We start from the raw sequence: 16,834 nt of genomic DNA, 5'->3' as shown, positions 1-16,834 counted from the left end.
TTTGTGGACGCCGGTTCATCCACCCTTCCTGCACAGGGTGTCCGCGGAGGCCGACAATGTCCCCACCCCTCGGTAGGCTTGAGAAGTGAACAAACAGAGCGCCGGCATATTCATCGCATTCGAAGGTGGCGACGGCGCCGGCAAGTCCACCCAGGCGGCCCGGCTTGCGTCGGTACTCGAATCCCGTGGCTACGCCGTGCTCCGTACCCGTGAACCGGGCGGCACTCCCGTGGGCGAGAAACTGCGCTCCCTGGTGTTGGACCATGGCAACGGCGAGATTGACGCCCATACGGAAGCCCTCATCTTTGCGGCATCCCGCGCCGCCCATGCCAGCCAGATCATCCGGCCTGCCCTGGACCGCGGGGAAATCGTGCTGACGGACCGCTACATCGACTCCTCCGTCGCCTATCAGGGGGCCGGCCGCGGCCTCGGCCAGGACGCCGTGCGCTCCGTCAATGAGTGGGCCACCTCCGGCCTGCAGCCTCACCTCACCGTCCTGCTGGACGTCGACCCGGAACTGGGGCGACGCCGCCGGACCGCGGGCCAGGCAGCCGAGGACCGCCTTGAGTCGGAGGCCGACGAGTTCCACACCCGGATCCGGAACGCCTTCCTTGACCTGGCAGCGGGACGCCCCGACTCCTACCTGGTCCTCCCTGCCCACTTGCCGGTCGATGAACTGGCCCGCCGGATCCTCGCCCGGGTTGACACCCTGCTCCCTGGACCCGCCGCCGCCCCGGCGGGGAGCGCTGCCCCGGAGCCGGCAGCGCACGGGTCCGCCACCAACGGGGGCGCCCCGTGACTGTCTGGGACGACCTCCAAGGCCAGCCAGCCGTCGTCGGGCAGCTGCGCCAGGCCGCCAGCGGCGAGGCGTTGACGCACGCCTGGCTGTTCACCGGTCCGCCGGGGTCGGGCCGTTCCAATGCCGCCAAGGCGTTCGCGGCCGCATTGAACTGCGACCAGGAGGACGTCCGCCTGCGCGGCTGCGGCCACTGCCAGGCGTGCCACACGATCCTGGGGGAAACCCACTCCGACGTGACTTTCGTACGCACCGAGAAGGTCACCATCACCATCGACGAAGCCCGGGAACTGGTGGCCACCGCCGGCAACCGGCCGTCGTCGGGGCGGTGGCGGATCATCGTGGTGGAGGATGCCGACCGCATGGCCGAGCGCACCACCAATGTGCTGCTCAAGGCCATTGAGGAACCTACGCCGCGGACGGTATGGATGCTCTGTGCACCGTCCCCTGCCGACGTCCTGGTTACCATCCGGTCCCGCTGCCGCAGCGTTGCCTTGCGGCTCCCGCCCGCGTCCGACGTCGCCGCCCTGTTGGTCCGGCGCGATGGCGTAGACCCCGCACTCGCAGAGCAGGCGGCCCGGGCGGCGCAAAGCCATGTGGGCATCGCCCGGCGGCTTGCGAGGGATCCCGAGGCCAGGGAACGCCGCCTGGAGACCGTGAGGTTTCCGCTGGGGCTGCGCGGCGTGACCGCGGCCGTGATGATGGCGGACAAGCTGGTCAAGATCGCCACCGCCGAGGCCAACAGCTCCAACGAGGAGCGGGACGCCGCGGAGAAGGCAGCCCTCCTGGCAACGCTGGGAGCTCCAGAATCCGGAACCCTGCCCCCGGCGATGCGCAGCCAACTGAAACAGCTGGAAGACGACCAAAAACGGCGGGCCAAGAGATCCATCACTGACTCCCTGGACCGGACGCTCACTGATCTGCTGTCCTTCTACCGGGACGTACTGATCATCCAGCTCGGGAACGCAGTGGAACTGGTTAATGTTGAGCTGACGAGTGAACTGGAGGAGTTCGCCGCCCGCACCTCCGCCGAAACCACCCTGGCCCGCATGGACGCCATCAACAAAGCCCGCGAACGCATTACCACCACCAACGTTGCCCCGCTGCTGGCTATCGAGTCCATGGCGGCCAGCCTGATCCAGCCCTCCAAGGAGACCCGATGACTGCCCGCCCCCTGCCCGCACGCCACAGGTCCCTGAATGCGGCAGCCCGCGCAGCCGGCGCCATGGCACTGGCCATGCTGTTGGCCTCGTGCAGCCTGTTGAACGGTGGGGACCGGAACCCGCCGGAAGCGGCCACCGCGAAAGCCGACCCCTCGATTGTTGCGTCCGCGCCCGCCGGGCTGGAGAAGTTCTACTCCCAGGAAGTGGTGTGGCAGCCCTGCGAAGGGGAATTCCAGTGCGCCAAGGTAACGGTGCCGCTTGATTATGCAAACCCCGGCGGCGGGACCATCCAGCTTGCGGCGCTGCGCGCTGCCAGCACAGGAAAGAAGACCGGCAGCCTCCTGGTCAACCCCGGCGGTCCGGGCGCCTCCGGTTACGACTTTGTCAAAGACGCTGCAGCGACGCATTTCTCGGCGGCAGTCCGCAACGCCTATGACCTGGTGGGCTTCGACCCCCGGGGCGTGAAGCGTTCCGCTCCGGTCACATGCATGTCGGATGCGGAACGGGATGCCTCCCGGGCCAAAATCTATGCGCTGGAAACCGACGCCGGACTGTCCGCGGCAAGGGCTGACAACAAGGCGATTGCGGACCAGTGCGCAGCCCAGACGGGCCCTGTGCTGGGCCATATTGACACTGTCAGCGCCGCCAAGGACCTGGACGTTCTGCGCGCCGTCGTGAACGACACAAAGCTGAATTACCTGGGGTACTCGTACGGCACATTCCTGGGTTCCACCTACGCCTCCCTCTTCCCGGACAACGTGGGCCGAATGGTCCTGGACGGCGCACTGGATCCGTCCATCAGCAACGAGGAACTGACCAGCGGCCAGGCCCGCGCCTTCGAAAAGGCGCTCCGCAGCTACGTCGCCAGCTGCCAGCGGCAGGGCAAGTGCCCGCTGGGCGGCGATGTGGACTCCGGCGTACAGCAGATCCGGGACCTGATCGCCGCCATCGAGCAGACACCCCAAACGGCCAAGGACGGCCGGAAGGTCAACGCGACCATGTTCGTGAGCGGACTGATCACCCCGCTTTACAACGACCAAAGCTGGCCGGCCCTCACCCAGGCGCTTGAGGCCGCGGTGTCGGGTGACGTGAGCCTGATGCTGCGGCTGTCCGACCTTGCCGCCGACAGGGCGTCCGACGGTTCCTACACGTCGAATTCCACGTTCGCGTTCAATGCAATCAACTGCCTTGACTACCCAATGGTTTCGGACACGGCCGGGATGCGTGCCGAACAGAAGCGCCTCGAACAGGACTCCCCCACTCTCGGCTACTACTTTGCCTACGGCGGCGTAACCTGCGCCGGCTGGCCCTACAAGAATCTCCGGGCCCCGGCGCCGGTGGAATACAGCGGGAAGTCCCCCATCGTCGTCATTGGCACGACGGGTGATCCAGCCACTCCCGTTGACTGGGCAGCCTCGCTGCGCAAGCAGCTGGGAAATGCATCTCTGCTGACGTGGAAGGGTGAAGGGCATACCGCCTATGGCCGGGCCAACAGCTGCCTGGAAGACTCGGTGGACAACTACCTGGTCAGCGGCAAGCTTCCGGCGGACAATACGGTCTGCTGACCGCTCCACCCGGTTCCATCCATCCCATTTTGACCGGGGCCGCGGGACTCTATTACAGTTGACTCTTGCATGAGGCGCCCGGTTCCGCCGGGGATTTCATGCGGTGCTTCCTTAGCTCAGTCGGTAGAGCGTTTCACTCGTAATGAAAAGGTCATCAGTTCGATTCTGATAGGAAGCTCGGGATAAACCCCGGACAGCCCCTTCTTTTAGGGGTTTCCGGGGTTTTTCGCTGGTTAACGGGTGGAGATCACTTCGGCGTCAGCCGAAGACCTCAAAAGTGACGAGCTCGTCCTGGAGACCGCTCGCAGAACTGCAGCGCTTGCCGGATGGCCAGTCATCGGGATCTCAGCCGGGGATCTACTAAGAGCCGAGCCACTTCCAAGGCACGGCTACCTGACCATCAGGGCAGGGTCGGGCCGGCAATGATTGATCACGTACTGGGTCCGCGGAATCCCCAAGCCGTCACCAAGGCCGCAGTTCGGTAACGGCGCGGTTGTCGAGGTCCGGCGCCCTTGCCGCCCAGAGGCGGTGGGCGGAAACTTGACCTACCGAGTTATGCAGCCAGCCCAACGGTAGCCTTCAAGAGCCGGGGCACCATGTCCATCGCTGACCATCACTTGCCCTGCAAACTGCCGCTGCGGCACTCCGCGCCTTCCCGGGGGACCCGGCCATGACAACGGCCCAGTCCGTGGCGCTGATCTTCGTTGTTGCCTTCGTGTGGGTCGGCCTGACCCTGCTTGTCCTTCTGACGCTGCGCCGCCGCAGGAAAGGGTCCTCGGTGGTTGCTTCGGCTCCCCCGCCTGCGAACCTCACCAGCTACCGGCCGCACCGGTCGCGGCGGCCTGTCCCGCCCGTAACAGGTCAAAACCCGGTGCCCCGCCGGTTGAGGCTCCAAAGAATCCGACGTCCGCATCAGCATTAAGGAGCCATCATGGATACCGGGACGATCCTCAGCTACACGGCCGGCTACCTTGCCGCAATGGGCGGGGTCTTCCTCCTCTACCTGCCGGTCATTGTCCTGCTCGTCGCACTGCTGATCGCCAGCGGTTTGCTGGAACTGCTTCTGTTGCCGTTCATCACCCTGTTCAGAAGGCTCCGCCGGCGCCCGGAACCCGACATGGATCCGTCCTGGCTCCTCGACCGCAGAAGGTAGCCAGGCCTTCACTGGCATCCGAGCTCCAACAATGGCCCGGCGCCATTCAGCCGGATACCAGGGGCAACTTACCGGTACACAGGCGGGGCCGGTTGTGTAAGTATGCGGGCATGGGACTTCCAGAGGACCCGAACAGGCTGCCGGCGGACCGTCATCGTGCCCAGGCACACAACCCCGATGAGGCGGAGCGGCAGCAGGTACTCAGGCGACGCCTGGTCGAGTTCGTCCAGACCGCCCAGGCCCGCGGCATTCATCCCCTGCCGCTGGAGACCTACAGCGGCCATCGAAGGCATCGCACTTCTGTCTTCGGCTGGGTCCTGTTTCCCGACACAGGCCTGGCTGTCGGCACCGACGCGGAGCTGTACCGGCTGCATCTGGAGGTCGGGACGACCCGCAGCAAAGAGCCTATCCGTGAGGAATGGATCCGCGGCTCCTACTGGCTCGGCTGGTCCTCCAGATGGGTCACACTGAACGAGATGCTTGTCGACGCCGTGGCCCGGGGCACAAGCCAACACCTGCCCTAGGCTGCACCCACCAGGGAAATGACGAATTGGTGGCGCTTCCGCTACGAAGACGCAATCGGGCTTGCGCGCACATTGGTAAGCATGCTTATGATGGTGGACATCGGATGGGGATCCGGTGCGGGGGGAATGGGAAAGCGAAGGGCGCGCTCAGCGAACGGGGCGCGCCTTTCCCGTGTCACCGGTGAGGGTTACGGCACCGGGCAGGAACATTTGGACAAGGACTCCCCAACGGCTGATGAACACTTCCCAAAGCATCAGGAACCGCAGTGTCCGGGAGCCTGCTCTGACTTCACGGCACCTTAGTGTCGATAACCATGATCACCCCCAGTCATCGTCACCGCCGCGCTGTCATCACCGCCCTGGCCGCGTCCCTTCCCTTCGCCTTCCTCACACCGGCGGGCGCCTCCACCGCGGCACCGGCAGCCCCGGATCAGCAGAATGCCGCGCCATCCTCCGCCCATCTTGATCTCGGTGCGCAGGACCTGCCCGAGACGCGGAACGTCACCACCCTGGCCCCTGGGCTGACCCGGACCACAATCACCCGCGGCGCGCCGACCCAGGACTTCTTCTGGACCGCTGAAGTCGCCGTCCCGTCCACCTCGCCGGACCCCGACGCCCCGGCCTCCGCCCTGTCCACCCAGGCGAAGGCCCAGATGGTCGCAGACAAGCTCACCGCCACAGGCCTCACCGCCCGCGTCGAGCACGTCCAGTCACCCCGGCTGGCGGACGCTGGCGGGGACCTCGGCTACCGGGTCCGAGTGGGCCAGTTCGGGTCCAAGGCGGACGGCTCCGCCACGATCGATCAGATCAAGGCCGCCGGCTACAAAGCCTCGATGATCTACACCGGCTGGGACGGCGACGCCGGCACCAGCGAGGACGACCGCGGCCCCTGGAACCTGCAGGTGCTGACCATTGACCCGAAAGAGTTCGACGGCGACCTCACCTCCTCCTTCGGCCCCACCCTCGAAGACCGCGAAACCACCAGCCAGCTCTCCGCTGCTTCCGGTGCGCTGGCAGCGGTGAACGGGGGGTTCTTCACCATGGATCCCGCAGCTGGTGCCCCGGGCGACCCCGCGGGAGCCGCAGTGCACGACGGCAAGGTCCTCAGCGAACCCGTCGGCGACCGGCCCTCCCTGGTCCTGGATAAGAACGGCACGTCCATCCAGCGGCTGCACTGGCATGGCACCGTCAGCGCTCCCGGCGCCGGCGAACTCCCCCTGGACGGGATCGACCGGGTGCCCGGGCTGATCCGCAACTGCGGCGGCACTGACGACACCCCGACCAACCTTCCGCTGCACGACTTCACCTGCACGGACGCCGACGAAATCGTCGCCTTCACCCCCGAGTACGGCCACACCACCCCGTCCGGCCCCGGACTCGAGGTCGTCCTGGACGCCCAGGGAACCGTCACCGCGGTCAACCACACCCGCGGCACCGCGGTCCCCGCCGGCCGACGTACCCTGCAGGCCATCGGCTCGGACGTCGACAAGCTCGCCGCCCTGGCCGTCCCCGGCAAGAAGTTGGTGGTCGACACTGACCTGCTCACCGAAAGCGGCAAGACCCTGAAGACCAGTGCCACCACCGACGTCGTCAACGGCGGCCCGACCCTGGTCCGGAACGGCCAGCTGGACGTCACGGCCAAACGCGACGGCATGGTTCGGACCAACGACAGCAACAGCTTCTTCTACGGCTGGGTCCACAAGCGCAACCCCCGCACCTTCGCCGGCGTCGACGCCCAGGGCCGCACCCTGCTGGTCACCGCCGACGGACGCCAAACCACCTCCCTTGGCCTGAGCCTGAACGAAGAAGCCCACGTGGCCAGGTCCCTCGGAATGGTCAACGCCATGAACCTGGACGGTGGCGGATCCACCACCATGGTCCAAGGCGGCCAGGTCATGAACTCCCCGTCGGACGCCACCGGCGAACGCCCCGTCGGCGACGCCCTCCTGCTCCTGCCGGGCGCAAAGAACTAGCGTGGTCAGGCCCGCCGGCCACACCCCCACGGCCATCGGCGGGCCTGCTCGTCCTCCGTTCACCAGCCGGTCATACCCGGTTCATTACTGCCGAGTAGCTTCGAACCGTTGAGAGTCAGCGCGGAGCGGCCTCAACCACACCATGACGGGCCGTTGTATTGACGACGCCCCGTCCGCGGCATCCCCGCCGCACAGCAGGACATAATCCGGCGCCGCCGGGACCCCACAAAGGATTGGTCTCCCCATGCTTGAACCACGAAAACTATTGACCAGGAAGCGGGCTGCCGCCGCCTGCGCTGCGGCCCTGGCGGCCTCGACCCTGACGGCAGGGCTGGTCGGCTTCGGCGCCACACCGGCCACCGCCGGCAACACCACGGACGGCACCGCGACGCCGATCAAACACGTTGTCGTCCTCTTCCAGGAAAACGTGTCGTTCGACCACTACTTCGCCACCTACCCCAACGCCGCCAACACCGCCGGCGAAACCCAGCAGGGCACAGGCTCCCCCGCGGCCGCCTTCAAGGCCTCTGACGACACCCCCAAGGACGTCAACACCCTGGCGAACGCCGGGCTGCTGGCACCGAACAACCCCAACTCGGTCCAGCCGGCGCGGCTCTCCCCGATGCAGGCCGTCACCTGCGACCAGGACCATGAGTACACCGCCGAGCAGAAGGCGTACAACGGCGGCCTGATGGATAAGTTCGTGGAGTTCACCAGCAAGGACGCATGTGCGCCCAACCAGTACGGACGCCCCGGCCTGACGATGGACTACTACGACGGCAACACCGTCACCGGCATCTGGAACTACGCCCAGAACTACGCCATGAGCGACAACCACTTCAGCACCGTCTTCGGGCCCTCCACCCCGGGCGCGCTGAGCCTGGTCGCCGGCCAGACCCACGGTGTCAAGGAATTCACCGCTGCCGGCCAGCCGGTGACGCCCACCGCCAGCGACTACACGGTCCGCGTCCCTGACGCCAACGGCGTCGGCACCATGATCAACGACCCGGACCCGGTCTACGACGATTGCTCCAACAACAGCCACGCCAAGACCAACAACCTTGCCGGCATGACCGGCAAAAACATCGGCGACCTGCTCAACGACCAGGGCGTGTCCTGGGGCTGGTTCCAGGGCGGCTTCACGCCCACCGCCGCGGCCACCGCAACAACCCCGGCGGCCTGCAAGAGCACCCACAACAACGTGGCCGGTGTCTCCAGCACGGACTACAACCCGCACCACCAGCCCTTCCAGTACTACGCCTCCACCGCCAACCCGCACCACCTGGCCCCGGCGAACGACGCGGAAATCGGGCACAACGGCCAGGCCAACCACCAGTACGACCTGACCGACTTCAACAAGGTCGTCAACAGCGACAACATGCCCGCCGTGTCCTTCCTGAAAGCCTCCAACTACCAGGACGGCCACGCCGCCTACTCCGACCCGGTCGATGAGCAGAACTTCATCGCCAAAACCGTCAACCAGATCCAGCAGTCGAAGAACTGGGAAGACACCGCCATTGTCCTCGCCTACGACGATTCCGACGGCTGGTATGACCACGTTGCCGCCCAGGTGAAGAACGCCTCCAACAGCCCCGACGACGCCGCATGGTGCCAGGCAGCGGCCGCGGCCGGTGTTCCGGTGGCCGGCGGCTACGCCGACCGCTGCGGCCCCGGTCCCCGCCAGCCGCTGGTCGTCATCTCCCCGTTCGCGAAAAAGAACTTCGTGGACCACACCGAAACCGACCAGGCCTCCATCCTGCGGTTCATTGAGGACAACTGGCACACCGGCACCATCGGTGACTCCTCAGCCGATGCAACCGCCGGGTCCATGAATGCCATGTTCAACTTCCACCACGCCCGCAACGACAAGGTCCTGCTCAACGAACAGACCGGTGCGGTCGCCTCCATCAGCCACAACGGCAACGTCCAGGGCCGCTGACCCCGGAGCCCTTTATCGTGCTGACGGCCGCAAGCCGCAGCCCGTTCCAGGCCCACGGGCCTACCCATCACAAAAACCTTGGAGAACCCATGAAGTACACGAAGCTGCTGACCGCGGCTGCCATTACCGCCGGCCTCGCCCTGGGAACATCCCTCCCGGCCCACGCCGCCGATACCAACCCCAACGGCACGGACAACCACTTCGACCTGCAGGCCCACCGCGGCGGGATCGGCCTGACCGTCGAGTCAACCCTGGCCTCCTTCGCCAAGGGCATCGAGACGGGCGTCTCCACCCTGGAGCTGGACCTGCAGATCACCAAGGACGGCCGGGAAGTCATCACCCACGACCGCAAGATCAGCGGCCAGAAGTGCAAGGACACCGCCCCCGTCACTGCCGGTGACCCGTCCTACCCCTATGTCGGCAAGTACATCAAGGACCTCACCTTTGACCAGGTCCGCAGCCTGGACTGCGGCTCCCAGACCCTGCCCCAGTTCCCCGGCCAGCAGGCCTCCCCCGGCGCCAAGATGCCCACCCTCGCCGAAGTCTTCGATCTGGCCAACCGCTACCGGGCCAGCCAGGTGAAGTTCAACATCGAGACCAAGGTCGAGGCCGGCGCACCAGAGCAGACCGCGCCCCGTGAGCAGTTCGTCGAGGTGGCCCTGCGCGAAATCAACAAAGCGCATATGGCCGAGCGCGTTTCCATCGAAAGCTTCGACTGGGGCTCCTTGCACCTCGTGAAGGAACGCCAGCCCGGCATCCGCACCGTGGCCCTGACCAACAAGGACTTCCTGCAGGCCGGACAACCGGGCAAGTCGCCTTGGCTGGGCGGCATCGACTCCGATGACTTCGGCGGCGACCTCGTCGACTCCGCTGCTTCCCTTGGCTTTGACGCCATCTCCCCCGTCCACGGCACGCCGCAGAACGGTACCGTAACGGACCCCGGATACGTCCCCTACGTGACGGCCGACATGGTGAACCGCGCCCACGCCAAGGGCATGCAGGTCATCCCGTGGACCGTTGACGACAAGCCGACGATGCACAAACTCATGGACGACGGCGTGGACGGCCTCATCACCGACTACCCGAACGTGCTGCGTGACGTCATGGCCGAGCGGGGCCTGAAGCTCCCCAAGCAGTTCACCCTGGAACCGGGAGCCTCAGCAACCAACTGACCGGCGGGTCAGATCCCTTAGTATGCAAGCCGAATGCGAACGGCTGCACACCCGGGGGAGGAAATGCCATGGGACCAGGCGTGAACGGTTTCAGGGAAAGGGCGCGCCCAGCGAACGGGGCGCGCCCTCTTCCTGCCTGAGCCCCGGGGAACGGGACGACGGTTCGTTTGCCACTACCAGTGCCGACGTTCTGGGCTAAGCGGCTGAACGGGCCGTAGACGCCACCTGTTTCCGGGTGTATACCCAAATGGAAATCCAGAAAAGTGGTGGAGCTTTCAACTTCACCAACCGGTTCCAGGGAAGTCGGGATGGCCAAGCGAATCGTTGTCTGCTGCGACGGGACCTGGGCAACACCGGACCAAACCGAAGATGGACAGCCCCGTCCCACAAACGTCACGAAACTGGCCCTGGCCATCGATGCAGCAGGCCGGGACGAGGCGGGCACTGATCTTGAACAGCGGGTTTTCTACCACCGGGGCATTGGCTCCGGACCTCGGAACCGGCTGGGTGGGGGCGCCTTCGGAGCGGGTCTCTCCCACGACGTCATCGCGGCATACCGCTTCATCGTGGGGAACTACCAACCCGGCGACGAGTTGTTCCTTTTCGGTTTTAGCCGTGGAGCCTACACGGCGCGAAGCACAGCCGGCCTGATCAGGAACGCCGGGGTCCTCCGGCGGCGCTTCCGTAACCGGCTGAACGAGGCGTACTCCCTCTACATGGACCGCACCGCCACCGCACACCCGCGCTCCATCGAAGCCATCCTTTTCCGCAGGTCGTTCTCCTACGAAGCCCGGATTAAGTGCATCGCGGTCTGGGACACAGTGGGAGCCCTGGGCATCCCCCTTACCGGGGTGCCGCTCGTCGACAGGTGGAACCGCCGATGGGCGTTCCATGACGTGGATTTGTCCACCACCGTTGACAATGCTTTCCAGGCGCTGGCAATTGACGAGAAACGCCGGCCCTTCCTGCCGGCCCTCTGGCATCAGCAGTCCGGCGCCGGCAGCCAAAGACTGGAACAGGTGTGGTTTACCGGAACCCACGGCGATGTTGGCGGTGGAAACAGGAGCAGCGAGCTTTCCGATATACCCCTGAAGTGGATCGTTGACCGCGCACAGAGCTGCGGTCTTGCCTTCCGTCCGGAAGCGCTGCAGGGAAGCCCCGCAGATGCGGGCAGCCCGTACCTGGGCGCCATCCAGGAATCGCGTACCGGATTATGGCGGCTACTTCCGACCTACGTCCGGCCCATTGGCACTACTGATCCGGGCCATGAACGCGTAGCCCCGTCAGCCATGGAACGGCACCAGGCAGACCCAACGTACCGGCCGCCGAACCTGGTCGATTACCTCATGGCGGAAGGAGCCCGTTAAGAAAGCGTCAAGATCGCTGCGCCTGCCCTTGACCCGCACACGGCCGGTGCTACGCTCCCGGGTTACCAACAGGGGCCTTCCGACCAGGGAGCCGGTGGTGTCCGGACCAACAGAGGGGATGATCGTGACTGCGTCGACCCAGCACTCCGTGCCGGAGAGTGTCCCGCGGCCCTCCCAGGCCGCACGCCCGCGCAATCCACTGGTCCATTGGCTGCTGGAGAACCGTGTCCACCAGCCGGAAGGCCTTGAAGCGCCGGAGCACGAAGAGGGCCAGCAAAGCTGGTGGAAGGTGATGTGCCTGACGGGGGTGGACTACTTTTCCACGCTGTCCTACCTCCCCGGAATTGCCGCGCTGGCGGCCGGAGCGCTCTCGCCGCTGGCAACCCTGCTCATCGTTGCCCTGACGCTCCTGGGCATGCTGCCCATGTACCGGCGGGTGGCATTCGAGAGCCCGCATGGCCAAGGGTCCGTGGCAATGCTCGAAAAGTTGTTGCCGTTCTGGCGCGGGAAGGTATTCGTCCTGGTGCTGCTGGGGTTCGTGGCGACCTCGTGGATCATCACCATCACCCTGTCCGCCGCCGACGCCACCGTCCACCTGCTGGAGAATCCCTTCCTGCCTCCATTCCTTGAGGGGCAGGCAGTGCCCATCACGGTGGTTCTCCTGCTGATCCTTGGCGGCGTCTTCCTGCTCGGGTTCTCCGAAGCCGTGGCTGTCGCCATTCCCCTGGTGGCTGTCTTCCTGCTGCTGAACGCCGTGACCATCGGCGTCGGGATCATGGACATCCTGTCCAGGCCGGAAAGCTTCACTGATTGGGCTACCAAACTCGCCGCCCAGGGCGCCGGCCCTGCCGGCATCGCCGGTCCGGCGCTGGTGGCGTTTCCCTTGCTGGTACTCGGCCTGTCGGGATTCGAAACCGGGGTCAGCATGATGCCGTTGGTAGCGTCCTCCGGCGCAACTGCCGAGGAAAAGCTCAGCAACAGGATCAAGAACACCCGCCGTCTGCTGACCACCGCCGCACTCATCATGAGCGTGTACCTCATCGGCAGCAGCGTTGTCACGACAATACTGATCCCTCCGGAGGCGTTCCAGGAAGGAGGGGCAGCCAACGGACGGGCACTCGCGTACCTGGCCCACGAACGCCTGGGGAGCGTCTTCGGTTCGGTTTATGACATCAGCAGCATCCTCATCCTGTGGTTCGCCGGCGCCTCCGCCATGGCCGGACTGATCAACATCGTTCCCCGGTACCTGCCGTCCTACGGGATGGCTCCCGAATGGTCGCGTGCCGTCCGGCCTGTCGTCCTGGTTTACACCACAGTCAGCGTCCTCATCACGATCGGTTTCAAGGCCAATGTCAACGCCCAGGCCGGGGCGTATGCCACGGGAATCCTGGTCATGATGGTCTCCGGTGCCATCGCCGTGACCATTTCCACGATCCGGAGGAAACAGCAGGCACGGGCGGTCGGCTTCACCGTCCTGACGTTGGTGATGTTGTACGCCCTTGCCGCCAACGTGATCGAGAAGCCCGATGGCATCACGATTTCTGCATTCTTCATCCTCGGCATCGTCACCGTTTCCCTCGTCTCCCGCGTTACCCGCACTACGGAGCTCCGTGTGGACCGGATAGAGTTTGACCCCACCGCACGCCGGTTCATCAAGGACTCCCTGGACTTTGACGGCCGCCTGACCCTGGTCGCTAACAAACCGCAGGCACGTGACGTCGCCGAGTACGACCAAAAAGCGGCGGACCAGGAGGACAGCAACCCGACCCCTTGGAGTGCCGACGTCATTTTCCTCGAGATCGATGTCATCGATCCCTCGGGCTTCAGCAAAGTCCTGACGGTCAACGGTGTGGACGTGGGGGGCCACCGTGTCCTGCGCGCCCAGAGCCCGGCTGCCCCGAACGCCATCGCCGCCATCCTGCTGGCGCTGCGCGATGCCACCGGCGTCATCCCGCACGCCTACTTCGAATGGTCCGAGGGCAACCCGCTGGCACACTTGATGCGGTATCTGCTCCTGGGCCAGGGCGATACTCCCCCAGTGGTCCGTGAAATCATCCGGGAAAACGAGCCCGAGCCGCGGCGCCGTCCCGGCATCCACGTGGGATAAAAGCCAGCTGCTTTCAGGCGGGCGCCCGCCGCTCCGCTTAACCTGAGGTTCAGGCAATTGCAAGGCTGCCGCGGTATCCTCACGGCATGACCCCCCATGTTCAGGCTGATGACCCGCGCGCCGGCGCGCTGCAGCCTGTACCCGATGTGAATGCCCCCCGCCATCTGAACCGGGACGGGAAAGGTCCCGGCCGCAGGAGTGTCCTTTTGGCCGCCGTATTGACGTTGTCGGCCGCCGTACCGGACCTGGAGCCGCATCTGAAGCGGGCCTCCGAGGCCTCCGACGCGCCCGGCGGGCCGGCCGATGGGCCAGGCGGCACTTCCTTGCCCATTCTGGACTCCGCCCGGGACGGGGACGCCGCAGCATCGGGGACGCCGGCGGTAACCGTGCCTTCACGTACCCTCATCACCGACACCTTTGGAAAGCATCAGCCCAGGTACTGGGGACTCGCCGCTCCCGGCGTCCTGACGCACCTGCCCCCTGCCTCACGGGCGATCGCCCTCACCTTCGACTTCTGCGGCGGTCCGGGCGGCAGTGCCTATGACCAGGCGCTGCTCGACGTCCTGCGCCAGCGGCACATCCCCGCCACCCTGTTCCTCAATTCCCGCTGGATCACGGCAAACCCCGCCATGGCCAGGCACCTCGCAGCCGACCCGCTCTTTGAACTCGCCAACCACGGCACGTCCCATAAACCGTTGTCCACCACCGGCAATACGGCCTACGGCATCCCCGGGACCAGGAACGCCGCGGAAGTCTACGACGAGATCATGTCCAATGACCAGGTGCTGGCCGGCATCACCGGCCGGCGTCCCCGATACTTCCGTCCCGGCACCGCATACATGGACGACGTTGCGGTGGACATCCTGGGCGCACTGGGCGTGGCGCCCGCCGGCTTCAGCATCAATGGCGACGGCGGCGCAACCTATCCAGCCGCCGTCGTTGCCAACGAGGTAGGAAAGGCGCGCCCCGGGGATGTGGTGATCTGCCACGGCAACCACCCGAACGGCGGGACGGCGGAAGGTGTCAGGCTGGCCGTCGACAAGCTGCTGGCGGCCGGAATATCCTTCACCCACCTGCCCTGATGTTCCGCCCGCCCGCACATCCACCCGCTGCCAAACGTTAGGAACCCGCCATGGCCGACCAGTCCGCCATTCCCGCAACCGGCTGGGTTCCCGCATGGGCCGACCTCCAGGAGCGCCCAGTTGAACGTGAGGGGACGGCCTTCGTGCTTGGAAATGGTACGGGTGACGCAGGCGAAGGGCAGGAGTACGTCGTGCCCTGGCCGGGCCCCGGTGTCGACCAGATTGCCGCCACGGTGGCAGGCCTGCCGGAGGCGCGCCTCACCCTGGTGTGCGCGGACGCCGGCGCCGCGGAGGCCCCGGCGGATCTTGCCCAGACGTCCCTGAGGGTCCTGCTCCAGGCCCCGACGGCGGAACTGGATACAGGAGTGCAGCTGCCGGATAACTCCCAGGTGGCCCTGGCACCCATGGAGACCTACGACGCCGTCGAAATCACCGTCTTCGACCGCCCCGTGGCGAGGGGCCGCATCCAGGTCAGGGATGACTTCGCGGCGGTCGCCATCACGGAACTCCCCGATGGCCCGGAGGGCGGGCCGTTCGAACGGGCACTGTTCGCGGCCATGGCCGAAGAGGCCTTCCTCCACGGCGCCGCATACCTGCACATGGTGGTTGGGCCGGATGACGCCGCCCGTTACGAAGCATCCGGCTGGGCCGTGGCAGGCCACCTGGTGGGCTTCCAAAAGACCTAGCGACGGCGGTCAAGGCCATCACCGGGCGGCCCGCCGCAGGTGTCGCGGCTAGTACGGCCTGCCCACCACCACCTGCGCCGGGCTGTGGGTGATGTAGCCGTTGGCCCAGGAGAACAGCGCCCTGACCTTTTGCTGGAAACCGGGCAGCAGGGCAAGGTGGACCGCCAGCCAGGAAACGAAGGCCAGGGGCCCCTGCAGTTGCAGGCGCCGGCGTCCCAGCTCCGCGACGGCGGCGCCCCGCCCCACCATCGCCATGTACCCCTTGTCCCAGTACTTGAACGGCTCACGGACCCCGCCGGTAAGGTCCGCATGGATGTTCCGGGCCGCCCACTTGCCCGATTGCTGGGCCACTGACCCGAGCTGGGGCAGTTTGTTCCCGGCGGCGTCGGTAATGTTCGCTGAGTCCCCCAGCACGTAGACGCCGTCAAAGCCCGGAGCGGTCAGGTCGGCCTCAACGTCCACCCTGCCGCCCCTGCCCTGCTTCAAACCCGAATCGGTGATAATCCGCCCCGCCTGCAGGCCGCCGGCCCAGACTACGATCCGGCCCGGGATGACCGTGCCATCCTTGAGGGTCACGCCATCAGGGCTGACCTCCGCAACGGGCTGGCCCATGTGCAGCTGAACGCCCAGTTTGGTCAGGCGGTCCCGCGCGTAGGCCTGGGACTTCTCCGAAAAGGCGGCCAGGACATTCGGAACCATGTCCACCAAATGGACATGGCAGCGGCTGGCCATGCCCGGCGAGAAATACTTGGGGACCAGGTATTTGACGTTCTCGGCCAGGGCGCCTGCAGTCTCCACACCCGTGGGACCACCGCCCACCACAATGACATCAGCCCCCATGGACGGCTCGCGGTCAGCCTCGTCCAGGACGGCGGTAATGGCAGCGCTGAGCCGCGTGGCGTCGGCCACCGAGTACAACGGGTAGGCGTGCTCGTCCGCGCCGGGGGTGTTGAAGAAGTTCGGCACCGCGCCGGTGGCGATGACCAGGAACCGGGCTTGGTACCTGGACCCGTCGGCGGTGGTGACGGTGCGGTTTGCCGCGTCGATGGCCGTCACTTCGGCCGTCAGGACGCGGACGTTGCTGATTTTGCGGAACTCCGACCGGAGCGGCCGCGTGACCGCGGAAACTCCGATCTGTGACGCCGCCACCTGGTACAGGAGCGGCTGGAACTGCTGGTAGTTGTTCGCGTCCAGCAGCAATACCCGGACGCCTCTGCGGCCCAGCTCCTCAGCCGCCGCCTTTCCGGCAAAACCGCCGCCAACCACGATGACCTGGTATGAATCGTCCATTCGAGCAACTTACCCCT

General features: G+C 66.0%; 13 protein-coding genes and 1 tRNA gene. 13 read left to right on the top strand and 1 reads right to left on the bottom strand.

All coding sequences use genetic code 11. The features are described from left to right. Positions 1-85 precede the first annotated feature (85 nt). The 13 genes from tmk (at position 86) to RM50_RS09270 (ending at position 15,527) form a co-directional block, all read left to right on the top strand. On the top strand, positions 86-799 hold the full coding sequence (gene tmk / locus RM50_RS09330) for a dTMP kinase (protein ID WP_043452074.1): 714 nt from the start codon (positions 86-88) through the stop codon (positions 797-799). Then, positions 796-1,959 (top strand): DNA polymerase III subunit delta', encoded by a 1,164-nt coding sequence (locus RM50_RS09325; RefSeq protein WP_043452072.1) that lies wholly within the window; start codon positions 796-798, stop codon positions 1,957-1,959. The genes tmk and RM50_RS09325 overlap by 4 nt, the downstream gene beginning before the upstream one ends. After that, positions 1,956-3,524 carry an alpha/beta hydrolase gene (locus RM50_RS09320; protein WP_043452070.1) on the top strand — a complete coding sequence of 523 codons (1,569 nt, stop codon included), beginning with the start codon at positions 1,956-1,958 and terminating at the stop codon, positions 3,522-3,524. Before RM50_RS09325 ends, RM50_RS09320 begins: the two co-directional genes overlap by 4 nt. A gap of 105 nt (positions 3,525-3,629) precedes the next feature. Next, positions 3,630-3,702, top strand: a tRNA-Thr gene (locus RM50_RS09315). Between the two features lie 753 nt (positions 3,703-4,455). After that, the gene (locus tag RM50_RS09310; protein ID WP_043452068.1) at positions 4,456-4,677 is read left to right on the top strand and encodes a hypothetical protein; all 222 of its coding nucleotides are present in this window, start codon (positions 4,456-4,458) and stop codon (positions 4,675-4,677) included. A 110-nt stretch (positions 4,678-4,787) separates the two neighbouring features. Beyond that, positions 4,788-5,201 carry a hypothetical protein gene (locus RM50_RS09305; protein ID WP_043452066.1) on the top strand — a complete coding sequence of 138 codons (414 nt, stop codon included), beginning with the start codon at positions 4,788-4,790 and terminating at the stop codon, positions 5,199-5,201. Between the two features lie 314 nt (positions 5,202-5,515). Next, entirely contained in the window at positions 5,516-7,174 is a 1,659-nt protein-coding gene (locus tag RM50_RS09300) for a phosphodiester glycosidase family protein (protein ID WP_052260103.1), read from the top strand. 244 nt (positions 7,175-7,418) lie between these two features. Continuing rightward, on the top strand, positions 7,419-9,113 hold the full coding sequence (locus tag RM50_RS09295) for a phospholipase C (protein WP_052260101.1): 1,695 nt from the start codon (positions 7,419-7,421) through the stop codon (positions 9,111-9,113). 89 nt (positions 9,114-9,202) lie between these two features. Then, a complete protein-coding gene (locus RM50_RS09290) occupies positions 9,203-10,285 on the top strand; it encodes a glycerophosphodiester phosphodiesterase family protein (protein ID WP_043452063.1) in 1,083 nt (360 codons plus the stop codon). A gap of 308 nt (positions 10,286-10,593) precedes the next feature. Continuing rightward, positions 10,594-11,652: a DUF2235 domain-containing protein gene (locus RM50_RS09285; RefSeq protein ID WP_043452144.1), complete on the top strand. Its 1,059-nt coding sequence runs from the start codon at positions 10,594-10,596 to the stop codon at positions 11,650-11,652. A 118-nt stretch (positions 11,653-11,770) separates the two neighbouring features. After that, on the top strand, positions 11,771-13,759 hold the full coding sequence (locus RM50_RS09280; RefSeq protein ID WP_156133858.1) for an APC family permease: 1,989 nt from the start codon (positions 11,771-11,773) through the stop codon (positions 13,757-13,759). An 86-nt stretch (positions 13,760-13,845) separates the two neighbouring features. Further along, on the top strand, positions 13,846-14,841 hold the full coding sequence (locus RM50_RS09275) for a polysaccharide deacetylase family protein (protein WP_240471924.1): 996 nt from the start codon (positions 13,846-13,848) through the stop codon (positions 14,839-14,841). A 50-nt stretch (positions 14,842-14,891) separates the two neighbouring features. Continuing rightward, entirely contained in the window at positions 14,892-15,527 is a 636-nt protein-coding gene (locus RM50_RS09270) for a hypothetical protein (RefSeq protein ID WP_043452060.1), read from the top strand. A 48-nt stretch (positions 15,528-15,575) separates the two neighbouring features. Here RM50_RS09270 and RM50_RS09265 read toward each other — a convergent pair whose 3' ends face one another. After that, positions 15,576-16,817 (bottom strand): NAD(P)/FAD-dependent oxidoreductase, encoded by a 1,242-nt coding sequence (locus RM50_RS09265; RefSeq protein WP_043452058.1) that lies wholly within the window; start codon positions 16,815-16,817, stop codon positions 15,576-15,578. Positions 16,818-16,834 lie beyond the last annotated feature (17 nt).

Origin of the sequence: Pseudarthrobacter phenanthrenivorans (assembly GCF_000813845.1) — a bacterium.
Lineage (GTDB): Bacteria > Actinomycetota > Actinomycetes > Actinomycetales > Micrococcaceae > Arthrobacter > Arthrobacter phenanthrenivorans_B.
This window is presented reverse-complemented; position numbering and strand designations above follow the sequence as displayed.

Bases quoted from the DNA above. Each gene is read 5' to 3' on its own strand.
- RM50_RS09320 (WP_043452070.1), top strand. From the start codon at position 1,956: ATGACTGCCCGCCCCCTGCCCGCACGCCACAGGTCCCTGAATGCGGCA.
- RM50_RS09310 (WP_043452068.1), top strand. From the start codon at position 4,456: ATGGATACCGGGACGATCCTCAGCTACACGGCCGGCTACCTTGCCGCA.
- RM50_RS09305 (WP_043452066.1), top strand. From the start codon at position 4,788: ATGGGACTTCCAGAGGACCCGAACAGGCTGCCGGCGGACCGTCATCGT.
- RM50_RS09300 (WP_052260103.1), top strand. From the start codon at position 5,516: ATGATCACCCCCAGTCATCGTCACCGCCGCGCTGTCATCACCGCCCTG.
- RM50_RS09295 (WP_052260101.1), top strand. From the start codon at position 7,419: ATGCTTGAACCACGAAAACTATTGACCAGGAAGCGGGCTGCCGCCGCC.
- RM50_RS09290 (WP_043452063.1), top strand. From the start codon at position 9,203: ATGAAGTACACGAAGCTGCTGACCGCGGCTGCCATTACCGCCGGCCTC.
- RM50_RS09285 (WP_043452144.1), top strand. From the start codon at position 10,594: ATGGCCAAGCGAATCGTTGTCTGCTGCGACGGGACCTGGGCAACACCG.
- RM50_RS09280 (WP_156133858.1), top strand. From the start codon at position 11,771: ATGATCGTGACTGCGTCGACCCAGCACTCCGTGCCGGAGAGTGTCCCG.
- RM50_RS09275 (WP_240471924.1), top strand. From the start codon at position 13,846: ATGACCCCCCATGTTCAGGCTGATGACCCGCGCGCCGGCGCGCTGCAG.
- RM50_RS09270 (WP_043452060.1), top strand. From the start codon at position 14,892: ATGGCCGACCAGTCCGCCATTCCCGCAACCGGCTGGGTTCCCGCATGG.
- RM50_RS09265 (WP_043452058.1), bottom strand. From the start codon at position 16,817: ATGGACGATTCATACCAGGTCATCGTGGTTGGCGGCGGTTTTGCCGGA.